The sequence below is a fragment of the Streptomyces colwelliae genome, from assembly GCF_048158785.1.
Classification (GTDB): Bacteria; Actinomycetota; Actinomycetes; order Streptomycetales; family Streptomycetaceae; genus Streptomyces.
Window position 1 is genome coordinate 1 of record NZ_JBLTJC010000697.1, and the last position, 2,374, is coordinate 2,374.

The following is a 2,374-nucleotide window of genomic DNA, read 5'->3' on the forward strand; positions in this document are numbered from 1 at the left end:
TGTCAGGTCGGTGGGCTCTTGGTCCGCCAACATGCTGGGGAGGTCGGCCAGTTCGTCGAGCAGGTCCTCGGCGAGCAACCGGAGGTAGCGGGTGGGGGGTTGGGGAGACGCGCCCGCCCGTTCCGGGGCTTCCGCACCGCCCGCCGCCCGCCAGCGCGCCGCGATCGCGGACGGTTCGCGTCCGTCCTGGGCGGCCTGGTGCAACTCGTGTCCGAGCAGGTCCTCCGGCTGGACCCAGGTCAGTCGGAGCACCGCAGCCCTCCGATCTCGGTGAACGCCGCCTCGTGGGCCCGGCGTCGGAGGACATCGCGTTCGAAGAGCTCGCGGGTGACGGCGGTGAGGGTCGTGGCCGGTTCCCAGAGATCCAGGCGGCTGGCCTCGGCGACCGTCTTCGACCAGTCCTGGGGCACCGGGGAGCCGAGTGCGCCGGCCACCGCGCCGGCCATCGTCGCGATCGAGTCGCAGTCACGGCCGTAGTTCACCGAACCCAGCACCGCGTGACGGTAGTCGCCGCCGGAGACCACCAACATGCCGAGCGCGACGGGGAGTTCCTCGATCGCCTTGGTGCGGGAGGGGCGGCGGGCGTCCAGGGAGGGGGCGCGGTAGTCGGGGCCGACCGTGTCGTACGGCGCGATCGCCTCCCGCAGGGGAACCAGTGCCGACTCGAAGTCCGAGTAGCGGGCGGCCACTTCGCAGACCCGCTCGATGGCGGTGCGGGTGCCGTCCTTCGCCAGGGCGAGGCAGGCGGCCACGACCGAGTCCGGGGTGGCGCCCGGTACGCAGGCCGCCGACACCGCCGCGGCGAAGACACCGGCTGCCTCGCGGCCGTACGACGACTGGTGGGCGCCCGCGATGTCGAGGGCCTCGGCGTAAGCGGCCGCCGGATTCGCCGCGTTGACCAGGCCGACCGGGGCCATGTACATCGCGGCACCGCAGTTGACGATGTTGCCGACGCCGGCCTCGCGGGGGTCGACGTGGCCGTAGTGGAGGCGGGTCGCGAGCCATTTCTCCGCGAGGAAGATGCGGTGGAGGGGGATGGCTTCCGCCTCCAACTCCGGGATCCAGCGCGGGTTCTGCATCAGGTCGGGGACGAGGTGGTCGGCGACGGAGTAGGCGTCGAGGTGGTCGCGGACCTGGGCGTAGACCCGTACCAGAGCGTGGGTCATCAAGGTGTCGTCGGTGACGTGGCCGTCGCCCTTGTGGTACGGGGCGATGGGGCGGGCGGTGCGCCAGGCTTCGCCGTTCCAGGGGCCGACGATGCCGTGGACGCGGCCGGCGTGGCGTTCGAGGATCTGGTCGGGGGAGTAGCCCTCTACGGGGCCGCCGAGGGCGTCGCCGACTGCGGCGCCCACGAGGGCTCCGGTGATCCTTTCGTCGAGGCTGGTTTCGGTTTCTTTGGGTTGTTTGGATTCTTTGGGTTGTTTAGGTGCCATGCACCGAATCATCCTCCTGGTGACGCCGGTTGTGTGGCTTCCAGGAGTTCGGCGAGTTCTACGAGGTCCGTGCCGGTGAGGCGGGGGAGTGCGCAGCCGGAGAGGGTGCGGCAGGCCTCCCGCCAGGTTGCCGGGATCGCTTGGCCGCCGCTCAGTGCTCCGGTGAGGGCGCCTGCGAGTGCTGGGGCTGAGTCCGCTACGCGGGAGAGGCAGGCCGCTGCGGGGACCGCTTCCGCGATACGGCCGCGGGCTGCCGTTGCCAGGGCCAAGGCGACCGGGACGGTTTCGGCGGCCGCGATGCCGTAGCTGTAGACGTGGTCGACGATCTGGTGTTCCAGGAGGGGGATCAGGGCGAAGGCGTTGTCGCTGTCCTGGGCCAGCTTCAGTGCGTGGCGGGCGTTGCGGCCGATCTCTGTGGCTTCGGGGAGTTCGGCGAGGGCCGCTGCCACGCACTCGTCCACGTCGGCGCCGACCAGGGCGAGGGAGAGGGCCGCGGCCATGGCTCTGGCGCCGTGGACTCCGTCGCCGTCCTGGGTGTAGTGGGCGTCGAACTCGGCGAGGGTGGCGGCGCGTTGGGGGTCGCCGGGGTGGGCTACTGCGAGTACGCATGCCCTTACGCAGGCCGCGTCGTCGAAGTAGTGGGGGTTGTCGTGGCCTGTGGCGGGTGGGCGCAGGCCTGCGGCTAGGTTTCCCAGGCCTGCCCTTACCGAGATGCGGGCGCGTAGGGGGAGTACGGCGGATTCGACCTCGGGGGCGCGGTCCGCTGCGGCGGCGACCTCGCTGGCGATGGCGTTCCAGGTGAGGTCGATCGCGGCGCGGGTTCTGCGTTCTCTGCTGAGGTCGCCGAGGACCGTGTCGTCGCCGGCTCTCAGTACGGCTTCTGCGGCGAACGCTGCCCATTCGGCGTCGTCGGAGGGGCCCAGGCGTAGGGGCTCGGGGGG

General features: G+C 71.5%; 2 protein-coding genes and 1 pseudogene. All 3 read right to left on the reverse strand.

Going from position 1 to position 2,374, the window contains the following annotated elements:
* A pseudogene (locus tag ACNFOC_RS53310) lies at nucleotides 1-252 on the reverse strand (ADP-ribosylglycohydrolase family protein); the annotation flags it as partial.
* Nucleotides 240-1,433 carry an ADP-ribosylglycohydrolase family protein gene (locus tag ACNFOC_RS53315; RefSeq protein WP_416966159.1) on the reverse strand — a complete coding sequence of 398 codons (1,194 nt, stop codon included), beginning with the start codon at nucleotides 1,431-1,433 and terminating at the stop codon, nucleotides 240-242. The gene ACNFOC_RS53315 and the pseudogene ACNFOC_RS53310, both read right to left, overlap by 13 nt.
* A gap of 8 nt (nucleotides 1,434-1,441) precedes the next feature.
* Nucleotides 1,442-2,374: ADP-ribosylglycohydrolase family protein (locus tag ACNFOC_RS53320; protein ID WP_416966160.1), on the reverse strand; the 933-nt coding region annotated here is incomplete at its 5' end.